The organism is Pseudomonas sp. WS 5532, from assembly GCF_012985445.1.
In the GTDB taxonomy this organism is placed as follows: Bacteria; Pseudomonadota; Gammaproteobacteria; order Pseudomonadales; family Pseudomonadaceae; genus Aquipseudomonas; species Aquipseudomonas edaphica.
On record NZ_JAAQWK010000037.1, the window covers coordinates 1 to 20,338 of the forward strand.

At 60.7% G+C, this 20,338-nt stretch carries 18 protein-coding genes; 8 read left to right on the forward strand and 10 right to left on the reverse strand.

Annotated features, from left to right (window positions below):
* Positions 1 to 248: 248 nt before the first annotated feature.
* From HBO23_RS32475 to yiaY, 3 genes are all read right to left on the reverse strand, one after another.
* On the reverse strand, positions 249 to 1,160 hold the full coding sequence (locus HBO23_RS32475) for a LysR family transcriptional regulator (RefSeq protein ID WP_099548614.1): 912 nt from the start codon (positions 1,158 to 1,160) through the stop codon (positions 249 to 251).
* Positions 1,160 to 1,834 (reverse strand): NAD(P)H-binding protein, encoded by a 675-nt coding sequence (locus HBO23_RS32480; RefSeq protein ID WP_170040880.1) that lies wholly within the window; start codon positions 1,832 to 1,834, stop codon positions 1,160 to 1,162. Before HBO23_RS32480 ends, HBO23_RS32475 begins: the two co-directional genes overlap by 1 nt.
* Before the next feature lie 92 nt (positions 1,835 to 1,926).
* Positions 1,927 to 3,075 carry an L-threonine dehydrogenase gene (yiaY, locus tag HBO23_RS32485; protein WP_017137278.1) on the reverse strand — a complete coding sequence of 383 codons (1,149 nt, stop codon included), beginning with the start codon at positions 3,073 to 3,075 and terminating at the stop codon, positions 1,927 to 1,929.
* Between the two features lie 123 nt (positions 3,076 to 3,198).
* Between yiaY and HBO23_RS32490 the strand changes: the two genes are divergently transcribed.
* Positions 3,199 to 4,215, forward strand: a complete 1,017-nt coding sequence (locus tag HBO23_RS32490; RefSeq protein WP_170040881.1) for a DUF4917 family protein — start codon at positions 3,199 to 3,201, stop codon at positions 4,213 to 4,215.
* A gap of 140 nt (positions 4,216 to 4,355) precedes the next feature.
* Here HBO23_RS32490 and HBO23_RS32495 read toward each other — a convergent pair whose 3' ends face one another.
* On the reverse strand, positions 4,356 to 4,883 hold the full coding sequence (locus tag HBO23_RS32495) for an XRE family transcriptional regulator (protein ID WP_058421756.1): 528 nt from the start codon (positions 4,881 to 4,883) through the stop codon (positions 4,356 to 4,358).
* Between the two features lie 106 nt (positions 4,884 to 4,989).
* Here HBO23_RS32495 and HBO23_RS32500 point away from each other — a divergent pair, with 106 nt between their 5' ends.
* The 6 genes from HBO23_RS32500 to HBO23_RS32525 all read left to right on the forward strand — a co-directional run bounded on the left by HBO23_RS32500 (position 4,990) and on the right by HBO23_RS32525 (position 12,261).
* The gene (locus HBO23_RS32500; RefSeq protein ID WP_017137275.1) at positions 4,990 to 5,772 is read left to right on the forward strand and encodes an aldolase; all 783 of its coding nucleotides are present in this window, start codon (positions 4,990 to 4,992) and stop codon (positions 5,770 to 5,772) included.
* A 27-nt stretch (positions 5,773 to 5,799) separates the two neighbouring features.
* Positions 5,800 to 6,672 carry a dihydrodipicolinate synthase family protein gene (locus tag HBO23_RS32505; protein WP_170040882.1) on the forward strand — a complete coding sequence of 291 codons (873 nt, stop codon included), beginning with the start codon at positions 5,800 to 5,802 and terminating at the stop codon, positions 6,670 to 6,672.
* A gap of 158 nt (positions 6,673 to 6,830) precedes the next feature.
* Entirely contained in the window at positions 6,831 to 7,370 is a 540-nt protein-coding gene (locus HBO23_RS32510) for an RNA polymerase sigma factor (protein WP_170040883.1), read from the forward strand.
* Complete coding sequence (locus HBO23_RS32515; RefSeq protein WP_170040884.1) at positions 7,367 to 8,335, forward strand: FecR domain-containing protein; 969 nt, start codon at positions 7,367 to 7,369, stop codon at positions 8,333 to 8,335. Before HBO23_RS32510 ends, HBO23_RS32515 begins: the two co-directional genes overlap by 4 nt.
* 128 nt (positions 8,336 to 8,463) lie before the next feature.
* On the forward strand, positions 8,464 to 11,022 hold the full coding sequence (locus tag HBO23_RS32520; RefSeq protein ID WP_170040885.1) for a TonB-dependent receptor: 2,559 nt from the start codon (positions 8,464 to 8,466) through the stop codon (positions 11,020 to 11,022).
* Between the two features lie 285 nt (positions 11,023 to 11,307).
* Positions 11,308 to 12,261 (forward strand): DMT family transporter, encoded by a 954-nt coding sequence (locus tag HBO23_RS32525; RefSeq protein WP_017137270.1) that lies wholly within the window; start codon positions 11,308 to 11,310, stop codon positions 12,259 to 12,261.
* Positions 12,262 to 12,300: 39 nt separating this feature from the next.
* Here the strand turns inward: HBO23_RS32525 and HBO23_RS32530 are convergent, their stop codons facing one another.
* From HBO23_RS32530 to HBO23_RS32545, 4 genes are all read right to left on the reverse strand, one after another.
* Entirely contained in the window at positions 12,301 to 13,518 is a 1,218-nt protein-coding gene (locus HBO23_RS32530; RefSeq protein ID WP_017137269.1) for an SAM-dependent methyltransferase, read from the reverse strand.
* A 266-nt stretch (positions 13,519 to 13,784) separates the two neighbouring features.
* Positions 13,785 to 14,402, reverse strand: coding sequence for a TPM domain-containing protein (locus HBO23_RS32535; RefSeq protein WP_017137268.1), 618 nt, complete (start codon positions 14,400 to 14,402; stop codon positions 13,785 to 13,787).
* A 31-nt stretch (positions 14,403 to 14,433) separates the two neighbouring features.
* On the reverse strand, positions 14,434 to 15,162 hold the full coding sequence (locus HBO23_RS32540; RefSeq protein WP_026013717.1) for a TPM domain-containing protein: 729 nt from the start codon (positions 15,160 to 15,162) through the stop codon (positions 14,434 to 14,436).
* 18 nt (positions 15,163 to 15,180) lie between these two features.
* The gene (locus tag HBO23_RS32545; protein WP_017137266.1) at positions 15,181 to 15,792 is read right to left on the reverse strand and encodes a LemA family protein; all 612 of its coding nucleotides are present in this window, start codon (positions 15,790 to 15,792) and stop codon (positions 15,181 to 15,183) included.
* 241 nt (positions 15,793 to 16,033) lie between these two features.
* Between HBO23_RS32545 and bglX the strand changes: the two genes are divergently transcribed.
* Positions 16,034 to 18,325, forward strand: coding sequence for a beta-glucosidase BglX (gene bglX / locus HBO23_RS32550; protein WP_017137265.1), 2,292 nt, complete (start codon positions 16,034 to 16,036; stop codon positions 18,323 to 18,325).
* A gap of 145 nt (positions 18,326 to 18,470) precedes the next feature.
* Here the strand turns inward: bglX and HBO23_RS32555 are convergent, their stop codons facing one another.
* Positions 18,471 to 19,628, reverse strand: coding sequence for a phosphatidylserine/phosphatidylglycerophosphate/cardiolipin synthase family protein (locus tag HBO23_RS32555; RefSeq protein WP_099548607.1), 1,158 nt, complete (start codon positions 19,626 to 19,628; stop codon positions 18,471 to 18,473).
* A 1-nt stretch (position 19,629) separates the two neighbouring features.
* On the reverse strand, positions 19,630 to 20,211 hold the full coding sequence (locus HBO23_RS32560; protein WP_017137264.1) for a YceI family protein: 582 nt from the start codon (positions 20,209 to 20,211) through the stop codon (positions 19,630 to 19,632).
* Between the last annotated feature and the right edge of the window lie 127 nt (positions 20,212 to 20,338).

Genomic DNA, 20,338 nt, shown 5'->3' on the forward strand with positions numbered 1-20,338 from the left:
AGGTATCTACACAACTTTTAAAAGCAGCCTATTTCTCCTGTGGCGAGCAGGCTTGTCCTGCGTTGGGCTGCGAAGCAGCCCCAAAAACAGACGCTGAGTACTTTCAGCAAAATTGCCGTGCCTGTACTGGGGCAGCTTCGCAGCCCAACGCAGGACAAGCCTGCTCGCCACAACAGCCCACCAGCCACAGACTTCGTGTTAACCGGTTGTGTAGATACCTATGCCGCGATGAGGCCCACAGGGTTTCCTCACTTCAGTGGCGTGCGCAGGTAGTCAAACAACAACCGGCTCACCGGCGACAACTGCGCTTCATCACGCACCACCACAATCAAGCTGCGATCCGACCACGTGTCGGTCAGCGGCACCGCATGCAACCCCAGCGCGCGACCAAACAGCTCATAGGCTTTTTGCGGCAAAATACCGATGCCCATATTCGCCTGGACCATCCGGCACATCGCATCAAACCCCGGCACATGGATACGCAGGCGCAGCATCTTGCCGGCCTCGCGCGCTGCGGCATGGGTGCGCATATTGATCGAGCTGGCGGCGTGCAGGCCGACGTAATCGCTGCCCAGGGTTTCCTCGAAGGCCAGGGTTTGGCGTGCGGCCAAGGGATGCTCCGCCGGCATCAACACCACCAGCTTGTCATGGCGATACAGCACACTGGGCAAGCCTTTGGTGTCAGTGTCGCTGGAGCAGATGCCCAGGTCTGCCACCCCGTCCAGCACGCCCTGGACCACGCCGTTGCTGGGGCGCTCTTCCAGATCAGTCTTGACCTCGGGGTGCCGTTGGGAAAAGTCGCGCAGGTCTTCCGGAAGGAACTGAATGATCGCCGACAGATTCGCCAGCATGCGCACATAACCGCGCACACCGTGGCTGTGTTCGCCCAGTTCAAGGCCCATTTTCTCGACGTTGAACAGCATCTGCCGCGCATGGTGCAGCAATGTTTCGCCCGCCGCAGTCAGGTCCATGCCCTTGGCACGGCGCACGAACAGGCTCACGCCCAATACCTGCTCCAGCTCCATCAGGCGCTTGCTGGCCGCCGATACGGCGATGGCTTCACGGGCCGCAGCGCGGGTCAGCGTGCCTTCTTCAAACACTGCAACGAACAGTTGCAGAGTGATCAGGTCAAGGCGACGCACCAGGCTTTTGTGCAGCATCAGCGCGGCTCGCTGGCCAGGCGATTGATCTCGGCCTGCTCCACCACGGCTTGCGGCGCGCCATGACGCGCCGCCGCCAACATCGCCAGGCCGACGGTCTCGGTGCTCACCACCCAGCTCGGTTTGACCCGACGAAAAAACGACAACAGCGGCCTGAGCACGGTATAGAACGATTGATACAGCGGCGTTTTCGAGCGCACGCCATACAACGGCTGAATCACCCCGGGCCGAAACAGGTACACCGCCTTGAACGGCAAGCGCAGCAAGGCGTTTTCGGTCTTGCCCTTGACCCGCGCCCACATCGACTTGCCCGCCTCGGAGCTGTTGGTGCCGGCGCCGGACACATAGATAAAGGTCATCTGCGGATTGAGCCGCGCCAAGGTGCTGGCGGCGACCAGGGTGAGGTCATAGGTGAGGTGGGTGTACTTGGCTTCATTCATGCCCGCCGACGACACGCCGAGGCAGAAGAAGCATGCATCAAAGCCTTGCAGCAGGTTTTCCAGCGGCTGGAAGTCCAGCATGTCGCTGTGCAACACCTGGTGCAGCTTGCCGTGTTCCTGGGTCAGCGGCGTGCGGCCCACGGCGACCACTTCCTGCACGTCAGCGGCCAGCAGGCACTCGCGCAGCACGCCTTGGCCGACCATGCCGGTGGCGCCGAATAATAGAACTCTCATCAGGTGACCTCAGCGGCAAGCCGCAAGCTTCATGCTCAAGTTAAATACCGTTCAACTTGTAGCTTAACGCTTGCGGCGTGCAGCTGCCGCCTTTAGAACGCGCTGCGAAATATCTCCTCAATTTGTCGCTGATCCGCCCGGCGCGGGTTGGTCAGACCGCAGGCATCCTTCAACGCATTGGTGGCCAGCAGCGGAATGTCCTGCAACTTGGCGCCCAATTCGCGCAAACCGGCCGGGATCTCAACGTCATGGGCCAAGGCGCGAATAGCGACGATGGCCGCCTGGGCACCCTCTTCCGGAGTAATACCCTTGATATCGGCGCCCAAGGCGCGCGCCACGTCGCTCAAGCGTTTGGCGCACACGCTGGCGTTGAAGCTTTGCACATGGGGCAGCAACACCGCGTTGCACACGCCGTGGGGCAGGTCGTAGAGGCCGCCGAGTTGGTGGGCCATGGCGTGCACAAACCCCAGCGAGGCATTGTTGAAGGCCATCCCGGCGAGGAACTGCGCATACGCCATGTTTTCCCGCGCGGCTTTGTCGCTGCCATCACGTACCGCCAGACGCAGGTTGGCGCTGATCAGCTCCATGGCCTTGATCGCACAGGCATCGGTGATTGGCGTGGCGGCCGTCGACACATAGGCTTCGATCGCATGGGTCAGCGCATCCATGCCAGTGGCCGCCGTCAGCCCCTTGGGCATGCCGACCATCAGCGTCGGGTCGTTGACCGACAGCAGCGGCGTGACATTGCGGTCGACGATGGCCATTTTCACATGGCGGGTTTCATCGGTGATGATGCAAAAACGGGTCATCTCGCTGGCCGTGCCGGCGGTGGTGTTGATCGCCACCAGCGGTAACTGCGGCTTGCTCGACTGATCGACACCTTCATAGTCGCCGATGTGCCCGCCGTTGGTGGCGCACAACGCGATGCCCTTGGCGCAGTCATGGGGCGAACCGCCGCCCAGGGACACCACAAAATCACAGGCGGTGGCCTCCAGCATCGCCAGGCCTTTCTCGACGTTCTCCACATTGGGGTTAGGCTTGGCGCCGTCGTAGATCACCGAGTCAATGTCCTGCATCGCCAGCTTTTCGGCGATCATGCTGGCCACGCCGGCCTTGGCCAGCCCGGCGTCGGTGACGATCAGCGCCTTGCGAAAACCGTAGTTGCGGATGGCCGTCATGGCTTCGTCGAGGCAGTCGGTGCCCATGATGTTGACGGCGGGAATAAAAAAGGTGCTGCTCATGGTCAATCCTCGGAGGCGGTATGCCGACAGAATCAACCGCTAACGCGTGGCGCATCTTGATCAGGATCAACGCCCGCTCATGATAAAGTCACCACCCAGCCGATTTCGAGTAGACCCGCCGCAATGAAGGATTTCCAGGATATTGACGCCCACCTTGAAGACTGGAGCGCACTGCGCAGCGCCATCGACTTCAATGGGATTCTGATCGGCAATGGCGCCAGCCGTGCGATTTGGGAAGACTTTGCCTACGACTCGCTGTTCGAAAACGCCCGCACCGTCGAAGAAAAGCCCCTGAGCCCATCCGAACTCAGCGTGTTCGACGCCCTGCAAACCCGCAGTTTCGAGCAAGCGCTGGGCGCCTTGAAGACCACCAGCCGGGTCAACAAGGCGCTGGCGGTCAGCTCGGCGGCACCGCGCAATCGTTATTACGCGATCAAGGAAGCGCTGATCAACACCATCCACGCCTTACACATTCCGTGGCGCCTGGTGCAGCCGTCGACACTGGCGACGATCAACACTGAACTGAAGCGCTACGCGACGGTGTTCACCAGCAATTACGATTTGCTCAACTACTGGGCGATTTTGCACACGCCGGGCATCGACGACCTGTTCCGCAGCGCCGACGCCAGCTTCGACCTGCGCAACACCCGCACCGACGCCACGCGCATCCTCTACCTGCACGGCGGCCTGCACCTGGTGCGCAACCTCGACGGCACCGCGCGCAAATTGCCGACCACCGAGAGCACCTTGCTCAGCAGCTTTGCAATAAACAACACGATCAAGACGTTGGACGATGTGCCGTTGTTTGTCAGCGAGGGCAAGGTGGAGGAGAAGCTCAAGACCATTCGCAGTTCGGATTACTTGTCGTTCTGCTACGAGCAGTTGCTGAGTCATGAAGGCGCGTTGTGCATCTTCGGCCATGACTTGGGGGCTCAGGACAGCCACTTGGTGGACGCGATCCGCCAGGCCAGACTGACGACACTGGCAATCTCGGTGTCGGGGCGCAGTGACGGGTTTATCCGCCAGCAGAAGCGCCGGTATTCGCAGTTGTTTGACGGCAGTGGCGTGGAGCTGAAGTTCTTTGCGGCGCGCACGCATCCGTTGGGTAATGCCGCACTCTCAGTACCCGTCGAACGCTGATCTACTGAACAACGAAGATCAACTGTGGGAGCTGGCTTGCCTGCGATAGCGGTGTGTCAGTTAAGACAGTACTGACTGGCCCACCGCTATCGCAGGCAAGCCAGCTCCCACAGTGACTGTGTTCCAGCCTGGGAACACAGTCACTCGTCGCTGCTGTGCACCACCACCAGCAACTGCGCCTGCACCTGCCCCACCGAGCGAATTCGGTGAGGTTTCTGTGCATTGAAGTGCAGCGCGTCGCCCCGCTCCAGAATCACCCGTTCATTCATGAAGTCCACTTCCACCTGGCCTTCGTGCACAAACAAAAACTCCTCGCCCAGATGCTCCTTGAAGGTCTTGTCGGTGAATTCTGCCGGCGGGTAAATGATGAACGGCAGCAGGCTGCGCTCGCTGACCTGATGGGCCAACACGGCATAACCCGGCGCGGTGTCCGGACGTTCGTGGCTGCGCACCAGGCTGTAGCTGTCGAGGCTGACGTTGTCTTCGCTGAACAGTTCTTCGACCTTCACGTTCAACGCCTTGGCCAGTTTCAGCGCGGCAGCAATCGACGGTGTGTTGAGCCCACGCTCGACCTTGGACAGATAACTCTTGGTCATCCCGGACTTTTCGGCCAGGGACTCCAGGGTTACGCCAAGTTTTTTTCTCAATAATTTCAAACGGATAGACATGTGCTGCGGTTAATCCCTGCAGAAAAGGCAGAATCACGCTTGCCAATGACACAAAGTGTCATATAGCATCTTTAGTGTCATTTGCTCTAACCCAAAGGACACCGATATGGCCAAGACATTAGCACTTCCCAAAGACCAACTGGTCAAGCAAGCACTGATCCAGATGCAAAACAGCCTGGCGGATAATACGTGGACCGACCGGCAAAAGCTGGCGCTCACTTGCCGCATCCTGTTCGAACACGGACACGACTCCGGCCTGGCCGGGCAGATCACCGCACGTGGACCAACGCCTGGCACCTATTACACTCAGCAACTGGGCCTGGGTTTCGATGAAATCACGGCCAGCAATCTGTTGCTGGTCAACGAAGACCTTGAAGTACTCGAGGGGCATGGCATTCCCAACCCGGCCAACCGTTTTCACACCTGGGTCTACCGTGGGCGGCCGGATGTGAACTGCATCATCCATACGCACCCCACGCATATTGCCGCGCTGTCGATGCTCGAAGTGCCGCTGCAGGTGTCGCATATGGACCTGTGCCCGCTGTACGAAGATTGCGCCTTCCTGGAAGCCTGGCCGGGCGTGCCGGTGGGCAATGAAGAAGGCGAAATCATCACAGCAGCTTTGGGCGACAAGCGCGCAATTCTGCTCTCGCACCACGGTCAGCTGTCCACCGGCGCAAGCATCGAGGAAGCCTGCGTCATCGCGCAGTTGATCGAGCGCGCGGCCAAGTTGCAGTTGCTGGCAATGTCGGCGGGCACCATCAAGCCGATCCTGCCGGAGTTGGGTCGCGAGGCCCATGACTGGATCTCCAAGCCCAAGCGCCATGGCGCCGCATTCAACTACTACGCCCGGCAGAACCTGCGCAAACACGCCGATTGCCTGAACTGATTGCCCTTTTTCACGCGGAGACCTCCCATGCCCACCCCCACTATTCACGGCATCATCGGCTACACCATTACCCCGTTCAGCGCCGACGGCCAGCGCATTGACCTCGACGCCCTCGGCCGTTCCATCGACCGCCTGATCGACAGCGGCGTACACGCCATCGCGCCTTTGGGCAGTACCGGTGAAGGCGCGTATTTGAGCGATGCGGAGTGGGATGAGGTCAGCGCCTACAGCCTTGCGAAAATCGCCAGGCGCGTACCCACTGTTGTCAGCGTGTCTGACTTGACCACCGCCAAGGCCGTGCGTCGCGCCCGTTATGCCGAAGCCAATGGCGCCGATGTGGTGATGGTGCTGCCGGCCTCATACTGGAAACTCAGCGAAGCGGAAATCCTCGCCCACTACGCTGCGATTGGCGACAGCATCGGCGTGCCGATCATGCTTTACAACAACCCGGCCACCAGCGGCACGGACATGTCGGTGGACTTGATCCTGCGCATCGTCAAGCAGGTGGCGAACGTGACCATGGTCAAGGAGAGCACTGGCGATATTCAGCGCATGCACCAGTTGCGCCGCCACAGCGACGTGCCGTTCTACAACGGCTGCAACCCGCTGGCGCTGGAAGCCTTCGCGGCGGGTGCCAAGGGCTGGTGCACGGCCGCGCCGAACCTGATCCCGCAGCTGAACCTGGAGTTGTATGACGCGGTGCTGGCCAATGACCTGACACTGGCGCGGGAGCTGTTCTATCGCCAGTTGCCGTTGCTGGAGTTCATCCTCAAGGGCGGTTTGCCCGCGACGATCAAGGCCGGGTTGCGGCTGACCGGCCTGGAGGCGGGCGATCCACGCTTGCCGGTGTTCCCGTTGGGTGAGGCTGGCATCGAACAGCTCAAAGCATTACTGCGCTAAAACCGCGTTCCTCTGTGGGAGCTGGCTTGCATCGCTATCGCAGGCAAGCCAGCTCCCACATTTTTGAACCCATGAACCCGTTACATAGAGACAAATGACAATAGTTCTCGATATCATTCGCGACTTATCTACGTCGTGCTTCCTCAAGAAGGATATCCATGTCTCGTCCCAAGCCCGACCCGTTGTCGGCCGATGCCTTTCGCGGGTTTTATGCAGATATCCTGCATTTCCTGCGCAAACGCACGGACAACGCCAGCGACGCGGCGGACATGACCCAGGATGTCTTCACCCAATGGCTGGACTACCGCGACCGCGCCAAGGTCGAGCAGCCACGGGCGTTTCTGTTCCAAATGGCGCGCAACCTGTTGCGCGATCACTGGCGTAAACAGAAGGTACGCCAAAGCGCTCACTCCGACCCGGCCAACGCTGACACGGAGCCGGTCACCGACGCACAAAACGACCCCATGGCCGCCGCGCAGCGCCTGCAACGCCTGGAACGGTTGAAAGAAGTCCTCGCCGAACTCTCGCCCCGCAGGCGAGAAGCCCTTATGCTGCACCGCTTCGAAGGCTTGAGCCAGGCGCAGATCGCCGAGCGCATGGGCATTTCGACCAGCATGGTAGAAAAGCACATCGCTTTTGCCCTGCTGCATTGCAAGCGACGCCTTCAATCAGAACCCGGCACGGAGCAGCCAGAATGAACCGCCTGAGCGACATCGACGCCCTGGACATCGAAGCGAGCGACTCCATCGATGCCCAAGCCGCCAGCTGGTTTGCCCGCAACCGTAATGGCGCAGCACGGGCCGAGCGCAAAGCCTTTGCCGCCTGGCAGGCAACGCCCGCCCACGCCCGTGCCTATGCCGAATTCGAACAACTGTGGGACGACCTCGCCCAGTTGCAGCAACTGAATAAACCCGTACCGCTGCCCAAGCGTAAACCCTCGATAATGCGCCCGGCTCTGGCCGTGGCCGCCGCACTGGTCTGCGCCGTGCTGACGACAAATATCGGTGCACCCCGCGCGCTGTTCCACAGCCAGATTGCCGGGCACGCCAAAGGCATGCGCACCCTCGCCTTGCCCGACGGCAGCACGCTGTATGTGAATGCCAACACCCACCTGCGCGTGGACTTCAATGCGCATCAACGCATCCTGCACCTGGACAAGGGCCAGGTCTTTATCGAAGTTGCCGCCGACAAAGAGCGCCCGCTCTACGTGCAAGCCGGCGAGGCCAATGTGCGGGTGGTCGGCACCGGGTTTGACGTGCGACGCAGCCAGCAACAACTGGTGGTCAGCGTCGCCCACGGCCAGGTCGCCTTCGAGCCGGACGCCAAAAGCCCGGTGGCGTTGCTCGGCGCCCAGCAACGTGCCACGTACAGCTACGCCAAGGGCACCGTGCAGCAACAGACACTCACCACCGAAGAAGTGGCCGACTGGCGCAGTGGGCACCTGTCGTTTCGCAATCGGGAGTTGGCCAGCCTGATCGATGAACTGAGCCTCTACCGGCCTCAAGCGCCCTTGCAGGTCAACAAAGCCGTGGCGCAACTGAAGGTCTCGGGCAATCTGGATGTGAATGACCCAGATGCCCTGCTCAGCGCCCTGCCCGCCCTGCTGCCGGTTAAAACCGTGGCCTCGGCCGATGGCATTGTCCGCATCGAACCGCTCAAGTAAGGCCTGCAAAAACCACACTTGAGAATATTTTGCATTCGCATGTGTGGTTTTTCGCAGCTGCCCCGTCTTCCTCCCGACTGTGTTGGATACGCACACCTTTTGGCTATTTAGCCACCCCGGGGGATTTCATGTTTCGCGCGCCTTGCCACGCTCCGCACCTGTTTCTTCGACCGACCCTTATTGCCACCTGCATGGCCTTGAGCCTCAACGCCCAGGCCGAGTCGCTCAGGCTGCAACTGCCTGCCCAATCGCTGGCCACGTCCCTGAGCTTTGTCGCGCAGCAGGCGAAAATCCAGCTGTTGTTCGATGAGACACTGCTCAAACATGTGCAGGCGCCGGCGCTCAACGGTGAATTCAGCCCGGAAGTGGCGATTCGCAGCTTGCTGAAAAACGGCGAGTTCACCCTGATCAAAGTCGGCAGCACCTACGTGGTGCGCCCCGACGAGGGCAAGACCACCCACAGCGGCGCCATCCAGCTGGATGCCCTCAGCGTGATCGGCACCGGTAACGAAGTCGACTCCAGCACCGTCAACCGCTCGACCATGACCCAGGCCGACATTGACCGCTACCAATCCAACAACATCCCCAGCCTGTTGCAGACCTTGCCCGGCGTGAGCCAGGGCGGCTCACTGAAACCTGGTGGCCAGACCATCAATATTCGAGGTTTCGGCGATGCCGAAGACGTGCCGATGACCGTCGACGGCGCCACCAAAACCGGCTTTGAGCGCTACCAGCAAGGCACCGTATTTATCGAGCCGGAGCTGATCAAGAGCATCGAGGTCGAGAAAGGCCCCAACTCGCCGTTCACCGGCAACGGCGGTTTTGGCGGTACGGTCAACATGACCACCAAGGACGCCCCGGACCTGCTGCAAGACGGTCGCAACAGCGGCGCGATGCTCAAATACGGTTACTCCAGCAACGACCACGAACAGATCTACAGCAGTGCCGTGTACGGCCGCACCGACGACGGGCGTTTCGACGCGCTGGCCTACCTGACCCAGCGCGACGGCGGCGACATGAAGGTGGCCGCCAAACTGCCCAACGACAACAACGAATACCCGGTCAACCCTCAGCGCCTGCCCAACAGTGCCCAGGATGTGGACGGCAAACTCTTCAAGGTCAACGCCCACTTCACCGAGGAGCACAGCGTTGGCCTCTCTTACTCGCGCTCCCACAGCAACCGCTGGACACCATTCTCCGCCGCCAGCTACCCGACGCCGCCGACCCAGGCCAACATCGACCGCTACGGTTACGAAAACGCGCTGAAGCGTTTTTTAGCCCAGCGTGACACCACTGACACCACCTGGTCAGGCAAGTACGAATACACGCCGGTGAATAACCCGCTGATCGACCTGACCGTCAAATATTCCCAGTCCAATACCGACCAGACCGACGAACGCGACGCCACCGCGTTTTTCCAACTGGCCACCGGCGGGCGCAAGATGGACACCGCCTACACCGACAAGAACCTCGACATCCGCAACGTCAGCCTGTTTGACACCGGCCCCTTGCAGCATGCGGTGACCGTCGGCGGGCAAATCCGCAAGCACATCCGCGAAACCGAAATGTGGATGCCCGGCACCACCTACAACACCGCGCGCTACAACTACGGGCACTTCCAGCCGGGTTTCATGCCCCACGGCAAGGTCGACACCAACAGTTTCTTTGTCCAGGACGCAGTCACCGTGGGCGACGTGACCATCACCCCGTCGCTGCGCTACGACCATGTGCGCAACCGTGGCGAAGGCAATGACGCGCCGTACTACAACAACCCGAATCCGTCCTTCGGCCACGATTACAGCGACCGCACTTACACCGGCTGGTCGCCGCGCCTGGCGCTGTTCTGGAACGTCACGCCGAACCTGGGGCTGTTCGCCAACTGGAGCAAGACTTGGCGGGCGCCGGTGATCGACGAGCAATATGAAGTGCAAGGCCTGGGCAGCCGCACCGCCACCAGTGTCGACCTCGACCCGGAACGCATCACCTCGATCACGTTGGGCGGCGTCACCAGCTTCAACAACCTGATCGCCCAGAACGACAACCTGCAAGTGCGCGCCACGCTGTTCCACAACAAAGTCGAAGACGAAATCTTCAAGGCCACCGGCGTTGGTTGCCAAAACCAGGCCGTCAACGGCGGCACCATTGCCAACGCTTGCCCGCCTGGGGCGATGTCCAACTACCGCAACATCGGTGGCCTGACCATCAAGGGCTTTGAGCTGGAGTCCTTCTACAACTCCACCTACCTGTTCGGCTCGGTGTCGTTCGCCTACGCCAAGGGTGAACACGAAGGCGCCTACACCAACCCGTGGGGGCCGGATGTACCGGCACGTGACATTCCACCGACCAAATGGGTGCTGGTAGTGGGCACCAACATCCCGGCCTGGGATGCCCAGGTGGGCTGGATGGGCCAGTTCATTGGCGCGACCGATCGCTTGCCGAGTGACAAATATTCCGGCGGCCCGGGCAGCAGTTTGGGCGACCTGTTCTACGACCAGTACGGCAACAAGGCCTACAACACCCAAGGCCTGTTCGCCAAATGGAAACCGCAACAGGCCTACCTCAAAGGCACCGAGGTGAACTTCACCGTGGACAACCTGTTCAACAACAACTTCCGCCCGGCCTTGAGCGGTGATCGTGCCTACACCAAGGGCCGCGATGCGAAGGTCAGCATTACGCGGTTCTTCTAAAGACCAGGGTGACGCCATCGCAGGCAAGCCAGCGCCCACAGAAGATCTCGGTCAACCAGGCAATAGAGATCAACCCCAGGCAAGCCAGCTCCCACAGGAGATCTCGGTCCATCAGACGATAGAGATCAACTGTGGGAGCCGGGCTTGCCCGCGATGGCGCCGTGCCTGCCAGCTTAAAGATTGAAACTGTACGGATAAATCTGCGACCAGCTGTAGGCCCTTAATCAGCGAGGGTTGTGGCTAGATGGGCTTCCCTTGAAGCCCTCCAGATTCTGGTCCCCACTCATGAGCTCGCGCGAAAACACCGGCATGGCCCTCGGCCTGCTGGGCGTCGTCATCTTCAGCCTGACTTTGCCCTTCACCCGTATCGTGGTGCAGGAAATCCACCCCTTGCTCAATGGCCTCGGGCGCGCCTTGTTCGCGGCGATCCCGGCAGCAGCGCTGTTGTTGTGGCGACGCGAGCGCTGGCCAACCTGGCGCCAGGTGCGCGGACTGTGCCTGGTGATTGCCGGGGTGATCCTGGGTTTCCCGGTGTTGTCGGCCTGGGCCATGCAAACCTTGCCGGCGTCCCATGGCGCGCTGGTCAACGGTTTGCAACCGCTGTGCGTGGCACTGTATGCGGCGTGGCTGTCACATGAACGGCCGTCAAAAGCCTTCTGGGCCTGCGCAGCGCTGGGCAGTGCGTTGGTGCTGAGTTATGCGTTGATCACCGGCGCGGGCAGTATCCAGGCCGGCGATTTGCTGATGCTCGGCGCGATTGCCGTGGGCGGCCTGGGGTATGCCGAAGGCGGCCGGTTGGCCAAGGAAATGGGCGGCTGGCAGGTGATCTGCTGGGCGCTGGTGCTGTCGACGCCAGTATTGATCGGCCCGGTGTGGTACCTGGCGGCGCAGCATCAAGGCGCGATTTCCATGCGCACCTGGTGGGCGTTTGGGTATGTATCGCTGTTCTCGCAGTTTTTGGGGTTCTTCGCCTGGTACGCCGGGCTGGCCATGGGCGGCATTGCGCGGGTCAGCCAGATTCAGCTGTTGCAGATCTTCTTTACCATCGCGTTTTCGGCGTTGTTCTTTGGTGAACATATCGAGCCGATTACCTGGGTGTTTGCGTGTGGCGTGATCATTACGGTGATGCTCGGGCGCAAGACGGCGGTGCAGCCTGCACCGGCTTGTGTGGGAGCTGGCTTGTCGAATCGTCGCACCGCTGCGATGCAGACACCTCGGTCTATCAGCAAACCCAGGTGATGCCATCGCAGGCAAGCCAGCTCCCACAGGAGACCGCATTCAGTTCAAGAAGCCATCCGCGCGCAGCAGGGTTTCCAGGCAGTGTTCGCTGATGTGATAGAACGCCTTCAGCTCCTGGATTTTTTCCAACAGTTGCGCATTGTCCACAGGCTCGGTGCGCTTGACCGCCAGAATCATCTTGTTCTTGTTGGTGTGTTCCAACGAAATGAACTCGAACACCTTGGTCTCGTAGCCACAGGCTTCCAGGAACAACGCACGCAAGCTGTCGGTGACCATTTCCGCTTGCTGGCCCAGGTGCAGGCCGTACTGCAGCATCGGCTTGAGCAGCACCGGGCTCTGGATCTGCAGGCGGATCTGTTTGTGGCAGCACGGCGAGCACATGATGATCGACGCACCGGAACGGATGCCGGTGTGGATCGCGTAGTCGGTGGCGATATCGCAGGCATGCAGGGCGATCATCACATCCAGTTCGCTGGGCGCCACACTGCGCACATCACCACACTTGAACACCAGCCCCGGATGCTCCAGGCGTGCGGCGGCGGTGTTGCACAGGGTTACCATGTCTTCACGCAATTCCACACCCGTCACTTCGCCCTCGGCCTTGAGGGTGTTGCGCAGGTAATCGTGAATGGCGAACGTCAGGTAGCCCTTGCCCGAACCGAAATCCGCCACGCGCACCGGCTGGTCAAGCTTCAACGGCGATGAGGTCAGCGCATGGCTGAACACTTCGATGAACTTGTTGATCTGCTTCCATTTGCGCGACATCGATGGGATCAGCGCCTGCTTGGCGTCGGTGACGCCCAGGTCCGCGAGGAAGGGTCGGCTCAAGTCGAGGAAGCGGTTTTTCTCGCGGTTATGCTCAGCAGAAGGCGCCTCGCGCAATTGCTGCGGCTTGCTTTTGAACAGCGAGCTTTTGTTCTTTTTGCTGTATTCCAGCTGGGCTTCGTCGGTCAGCGACAACAGGTGCGCATTCTTGAACGACGCCGGCAGCAGCGCGGCAATTGCCGCCACGCCTTCGGCCAGCGGGAAGTTCTTGGTAATGTCGCGGGTCTTGTAGCGATAAACAAAGGACAGGCACGCCTGCTCCTTGACCACGACCTGCTTGATGATCAGCCGCTGCAACTCGGCTTCTTCGCCGACGTACTTGGCCAGCACCAGCTTGATAAACGCGTTCTGCGCGAGGCTTGCGCTCAGCAGTTCGATGAACTGGGCGTGATGATCCGGCGCAGGGCTGGCAGGTTGAGCGGTGACAGACATGAACAAAAACGCCTCGGGCAAAGAATGCCGGGCATTTTAGGGGGGATGAAGGTTTAGAGCACGGGGTTATTTGATCAACGGTCGCTCAGCCGCCGCAAATCAAATGCGGGAACCACTTTTCTCTGGAAACTGACTTATGTGGAGGGCTGGCTTGTGTGGGAGCTGGCTTGCCTGCGATGGCATCACCTGGGTTTTCTGATGGGCCGAGGTGTCTGCATCGCAGGCAAGCCAGCTCCCACACAAGCCCGGCTCCCACAGAAAAGCAGCTATTCCAGCACTATCAGGCGGTTAGGCAGCTCATTACGCGTCTGCGTCACCGGCACATGCACCTTCAGCAATTCACCACACGCCTCGATGCAGGCAATAAACCCCGCCAGCGTCTGCCCCTGCTTCACCTGCTGGGTGAATGCCTTGACGATCTCATCCCAACTGCTGTCATCCAGGTGCCTGGAAATACCATCGTCCACCAGGATCTCCACATACCGCTCCGCCTCGCTGACAAAAATCAGCACGCCGGTGCTGCCCAGCGTGTGGTGCAGGTTTTGCTCCAGGAACTGTCGACGGGCCAGGTTCGATGCACGCCAGTGGCGTACCGAACGCGGAATCAGGCGGGTGGTGACCTTGGGCAGGCGAAACAACAGGCACAGCACAATGAAGGTCGCCCATTGCGCCAACAGCAAGGTGTACATGGTCAGGTAGCCCGACAGGTAGTGCACGATGCCAGGCACCACCAAGGCGATCAGGCTGGCCCACAGCAGCGGGATATAGGCGTAATCATCCGCGCGCGCGGCCAGCACGGTGACCAGCTCGGCGTCGGTGGTTTTTTCGACGCGTGCGATCGCTTCGGCGACTTGGCGCTGCTCGTGTTCAGTCAGTAATGCCATGGTTGTAGATGCTCTGTTCTAGTTATTGTCATTACCAGCCACCTGAGGCACCACCGCCGCCAAAACCACCGCCGCCGCCTCTGAAGCCACCACCGCCGCCCCCGCCACCGCCGCCGCGTCCACTGCTGCTGAGAATCGCCAGCAGGATAGCGCCAACGGGCAGCCCCAGCCGATTACACAGCCACAACACGCCGATCAGCAGGATGAACAAACCGATGGAAAACCCCGGATTATCCTTGGCAAAATTCGCATCCGCCACATGCGCCGGCACGGCCAGCGGCTCGCCGCCCACCACCTGAATCATGGCCGCAACGCCGTCGCTGATGCCCTGGCTGTAATTACCGGCCTTGAACTTGGGCGCGATCACCTGGTTGATGATCACCCACGACTGCGCATCGGTCAGCACGCCTTCGAGGCCATAGCCGACTTCGATGCGCAATTTGCGCTCATCGCGGGCGACGATCAACAGCGCGCCGTTGTCCTTGCCCTTTTGGCCGATGCCCCACTGGCGGCCCAATTGATAACCGTAGTCCTCAATGGGCACGCCCTGCAGGTCAGGCACAGTGACCACCACGATCTGGTCACCCGAGGTTTGCTCCAGCGCCTGCAATTGCTGGGTCAGCTGCGCACGTACCGCCGGGTCGATCATCTGTGCGGTGTCCACCACCCGCCCGGTCAAGGCCGGGAAGGTCAGCGCCGCCTGGGCCACGCCCACGCAGGCCAGCAGCCACAGCGCCAAGCCTATCCGTAATAAACGCATCGACACCTCAGAGAAGCCTTATTTGAACTTCACTTGCGGCGCTTTATCGGCGTCGGCACTGGTGGCTTCAAACGTGGCGCGGATCGGCAAGTCGCTGTACATCACGCTATGCCACAGGCGGCCGGGGAAGGTGCGGATCTCGGTGTTGTAAGCCTGCACCGCCTGGATAAAGTCGCGACGGGCCACGGCAATACGGTTTTCGGTGCCTTCAAGCTGAGACTGCAACGCCAGGAAGTTCTGGTTGGCTTTGAGGTCCGGGTAACGCTCGGACACCACCATCAGACGGCTGAGTGCGCCGCTCAAACCGTCTTGAGCCTGTTGGAACTGCTTGAGTTTCTCGGGGTTGTCGAGGGTGCTGGCATCCACTTGGATCGAGGTGGCCTTGGCCCGCGCCTCAATCACAGCGGTGAGGGTGTCTTGCTCATGGGCCGCATAGCCCTTGACCACTTCCACCAGGTTGGGAATCAGGTCGGCGCGGCGTTGGTATTGGTTCTGCACCTGGCCCCAGGCCGCCTTGGCCTGTTCGTCCAGGGTCGGAATGGTGTTGATGCCGCAACCGCTCAGCACCGTGCTGATCAGTAGCAAAGCCGCGGCCTTGAAGCCCCAGCGGTAATGTTGTGCTGCTTGCATAGTGTTTCTCCTGCCCAATCTGGATGGAATGTGATGACTAACCCTATAAACCGCGCGCTTGGGGCATAATCCGCCACCACTGGATTGCGTCGAGCCAATCAGCTAAAAAGATGCCCAGCGCGAATAAGAGTTCACAAGTGTGGTGCATTTACTGCAATAACACTCGAACAACAACATAGGTTCCCCCACATTTTGGCAGACCAGCGCATTTTCGCTGTGCAGTAGCCGAAAAAGGATATTCATGAAAAAGCTGTGTTTGCTCGGCCTTGTTGCCACTCTGGCCACCCACCCCGTCTGGGCAGAAACAAAGCCTGCTGCGCTTAAAGACAAGGACGCCTTCGTCAGCGACCTGCTCAAGCAGATGACCCTGGATGAAAAGATCGGCCAATTGCGCCTGATCAGCATCGGCCCGGAAATGCCCCGCGAGCTGATCCGCAAGGAAATCGCCGCCGGCCGCATCGGCGGCACGTTCAACTCGATCACCCGCCCGGAAAACCGTCCGATGCAGGACGCGGCCATGCGCAGCCGGTTGAAGATCCCGATGTTCTTCGCCTATGACGTGATCCACGGCCACCGCACCATCTTCCCGATCAGCCTGGCCCTGGCCTCCAGCTGGGACATGGACGCCATCGGCCGCTCCGGGCGCATCGCCGCCCAGGAAGCCGCCGCCGACAGCCTCGACATTACCTTTGCGCCGATGGTCGACATTTCCCGCGACCCGCGCTGGGGCCGCACCTCCGAAGGTTTTGGTGAAGACACCTACCTGGTCTCACGCATTGCCGAAGTGATGGTCAAGGCGTTCCAGGGCGTAAGCCCGGCAAATGCCGACAGCATCATGGCCAGCGTCAAGCACTTCGCCCTGTATGGCGCGGTGGAAGGCGGTCGCGACTACAACGTGGTCGACATGAGCCCGGTCAAGATGTACCAGGACTACCTGCCGCCGTACCATGCGGCGATCAAGGCCGGTTCCGGCGGCGTGATGGTGGCGCTCAACTCGATCAACGGCGTACCGGCCACCGCCAACACCTGGCTGATGAACGACCTGCTGCGCAAGGACTGGGGCTTCAAAGGTTTGGCCGTGAGCGACCATGGCGCGATCTTCGAGCTGATCAAGCACGGCGTGGCCAAGGACGGGCGTGAGGCTGCCAAGCTGGCGATCAAGGCCGGCATCGACATGAGCATGAACGACTCGCTGTACGGCAAGGAATTGCCCGGCCTGCTCAAATCCGGCGAAATCGAGCAAAGCGACATCGACAATGCGGTGCGCGAAGTGCTCGGCGCCAAGTACGACATGGGCCTGTTCAAAGACCCGTACCTGCGCATCGGCAAGGCCGAAGATGACCCGGCCGACACCTATGCCGACAGCCGCCTGCACCGCAGCGATGCGCGCGATATTGCACGCCGCAGCCAGGTCTTGCTGAAAAACCACAACAACACCCTGCCGCTGAAAAAATCCGCGACCATCGCCCTGGTCGGCCCGCTGGCCAAGGCACCGATCGACATGATGGGCAGTTGGGCCGCCGCCGGTAAGCCTGAACAATCCGTCACGCTGCTGGACGGCATGAACGCTGTAATCGGCGACAAAGGCAAAATCATCTACGCCCGTGGCGCCAACATCACCAATGACAAGGCCGTGGTCGACTACCTCAACTTCCTCAACTTCGATGCGCCGGAAGTGGTCGATGACACCCGCCCAGCCCAGGTGATGATCGACGAAGCGGTCAAGGCCGCCAAGGCAGCCGACGTAGTGGTCGCCGCCGTGGGCGAGTCCCGTGGCATGTCCCACGAGTCTTCCAGCCGCACCGACCTGAACATCCCGCAAAGCCAGCGCGACCTGATCAAGGCGCTCAAAGCCACCGGCAAACCGCTGGTCTTGGTGCTGATGAACGGCCGCCCGCTGTCGATTGTGGATGAAAACAAAGAGGCTGACGCGATCCTGGAAACCTGGTTTGCCGGCACTGAAGGCGGCAACGCCATCGCCGACGTGCTGTTCGGTGACTACAACCCATCGGGCAAGCTGCCGATCACCTTCCCGCGGTCGGTGGGGCAGATTCCAACCTACTACAACCACCTGAGCATCGGCCGGCCGTTCACCCCAGGCAAGCCGGGCAACTACACCTCGCAGTACTTCGATGACGTCACCGGGCCGCTGTTCCCGTTCGGTTATGGCTTGAGCTACACCACGTTCAGCCTGTCGGACATGGCGCTGTCGTCCACCACCCTGAACAAGACCGGCAAGCTCGACGCCAGCGTCACCGTGAAGAACACCGGTAAAGTCGATGGCGAAACCGTAGTGCAGTTGTACATCCAGGACGTGGCCGGCTCGATGATCCGCCCGGTTAAAGAGCTGAAGAACTTCCAGAAAGTCATGCTCAAGGCCGGTGAAGAGCGCACTTTGCACTTCACCATCAGCGAGGAAGACTTGAAGTTCTACAACACTCAACTCAAGTTCGCGGCGGAACCGGGCGAGTTCAATGTGCAGATCGGGTTGGATTCCCAGGATGTGCAGCAGCAGACGTTTGAACTGCTCTGATCTAAAACTGTAAATGCGGTCAGTGTGGAAGCTGGCTTTTGTGGGAGCTGGCTTGCCTGCGATGCAGGCACCTCGGTGTGTCAGGTGTACTGAGGTGATGCTTTCGCAGGCAAGCCAGCTCCCACATTTGATCTAAGTGATGCGGCTACCCCCGCCGATCCAGCAGGTTGACCACCAACCGATCAATCCAGCCCCACACCCGCTGCTTCACCCGCCGCCACAGTGGCCGCGCCTTCCAGGCCGCCAGGCTCACCGCCTGGCTCTTGGCAAAATCACCCTCGAAACTGCCCACCACCGCTGCCGTCAATTCTGGGTCGAGCGCTTCCAGGTTGGCCTCCAGGTTAAAGCGCAAATTCCAGTGGTCGAAATTGCACGAGCCAACGCTCACCCAGTCGTCCACCAGCACCATTTTCAGGTGCAAAAAACACGGCTGGTATTCAAAGATTTGCACGCCTGCGCGCAACAATCGTGGGTAATAACGGTGCCCGGCGTAGCGCACTGAAGGGTGATCGGTGCGCGGGCCGGTCAGCAATAAACGCACATCCACGCCACGCCCGGCTGCGCGGCGCAACGCACGGCGCACGCTCCAGGTCGGTAGAAAATACGGGGTGGCCAGCCAGATGCGCGTCTTGCTGCTGTTCAGCGCGCGGATCAGCGACTGCAAAATATCGCGGTGCTGACGAGCATCGGCATACGCCACGCGCCCCAGGCCAGGCCCGGTGGCCGGCACCTTGGGCAAGCGCGGCAAACCGAAATGGGTGGCGGGTTTCCACTCACGGCGCGCCGCGTTGGCATGCCATTGGCGGTCGAACAACGCCTGCCAGTCCAGCACCAACGGGCCGCTGATCTGCACCATCACTTCATGCCAGTCGGCGGTGTCTTGCCCTGGCGTCCAGAACTCATCGGTAACGCCCGTGCCGCCGACCACGGCGATGCCCTGATCAATCAGCAACAGTTTGCGATGGTCGCGGTACAGGTTACGCATCCAACGGCGCCAGCTCAGGCGATTGTAGAAGCGCAGTTGCACGCCCGCGTCGGTGAGGCGCTTACGCAGGCCCAGCGTGAAGGCCAGGCTGCCGTAATCATCAAACAGGCAGCGCACCTGCACGCCGCGCTCGGCGGCTTGCACCAACGCTTGCACCATGGCTTCAGCGCAAGCACCCGCCTCCACCAGGTACAACTCCAGATCGACCTGGCGCTCGGCCCGGGCAATACCCACCAGCATCTGCGGGAAGAAACTCGGGCCGTCGATCAGCAACTCGAAGCGGTTGGCGCTGCGCCATGGGAACACTGCGCCGCTCACGTCAGCGCGCCGTGAAAATCAGCACCGCACCGACCGGCACCGACAAACTGATCGACGCCAAGCCGGCCGCCTTGCGCAGTGCCGCCACACCCGGCACCAAATCGAAATCCTCGGCATGCAGCACCACAGGTTCCAGGGTCACCACCTGAAAGCGCCGGTCATCCAGACGTGTGGCGAGCAGTTCGGCGCTGTAGGTTTGAGTCTTGCCGTGCAACGTCACCGACAGTGGCAGGCGCAACTCAATTTGCGCGCCTGGGGCCAGGTCATTGATCGGTTGCAGATTAATCTGCGCGCTGATCAGCGCTTCGGGGAAGGCCTTGATCTGGAACAGGTCATTGCGCATGCGCTCATCGCGCAGCGGGATGCCGCTGTTGATCGACTCCATCTCGACCTCAAGCTGCGCCGCGCCTTTGCTGTCGACCTTGCCGTGCAACACCAGGAAACGATGCACCTCGGCAATCTCGGTGTTCTTGGTGGTGACGAACGACAGGCGCGAGGATTCGTTATCCAGGTACCAGTCGGCGTGGGCAGGCAAGGCGGCGCACGTCAACAGCGTGAAGGCCAGGGGTTTGAGATTGAACATAGAAACTCATGGGGCAAAAAACCTGCACGAACCTTAAGCGCAATCTCACAAGCGGCGCAAATCCAATGTGGGAGCTGGCTTGCCTGCGATGACGGCGGCACAGCCAGCAGCAAGGGTGACTGACCTG